At 41.6% G+C, this 522-nt stretch carries 1 protein-coding gene; it reads left to right on the top strand.

What is annotated here, in order from left to right; genetic code table 11:
* Positions 1-189: 189 nt before the first annotated feature.
* The coding region (locus R7P74_RS29255) for a GNAT family N-acetyltransferase (protein ID WP_318124231.1) at positions 190-522 on the top strand (333 nt) is incomplete at its 3' end.

Genomic DNA, 522 nt, shown 5'->3' with positions numbered 1-522 from the left:
TATTTACCAAATTTTCAATATTTTTTGGTTTTAGATTTTGTGATTAAAATGTGTCCATGGTGGTATTTGCTATGGATGAGGGCAAGGAAAGTGTTCCGCTCCAACTGTTTGAGTTGACAGCAAAAGTTGGGTTTAACGAAGGATTCATCTATATTGCCGCAAACAAAGGAGTTTAGGAGTAGAGTTGAGATGGACATTTTGTCTGCGCGTAAAGAAGATTTAGCCGCTGTTTATGCTTTAGAAAACAAGTTGTTTGGAGAACATTCGTATCCTCAGTTTTTTATACGACAAGCCTACGATTGTTGGGGTGAAAGCTTGTTAGTCGCAAAGGAAGGAGAAGCAGTTGCTGGTTATGTGCTTTTAACCACCAGCAATGTCGCGAAGCACTATTGGATAATGTCGTTAGCCGTAAATTCGGAATTTCGCGGTCGAGGAATTGCGAGATCGTTAGTTGAACGGGTGATGGCACCTCTGGCCGAAGGTTCTAGTGTTAAACTGACGGTTGATCCTCTCAACCAACCT

This window comes from Vibrio sp. 2033 (genome assembly GCF_033339735.1).
This window is presented reverse-complemented; position numbering and strand designations above follow the sequence as displayed.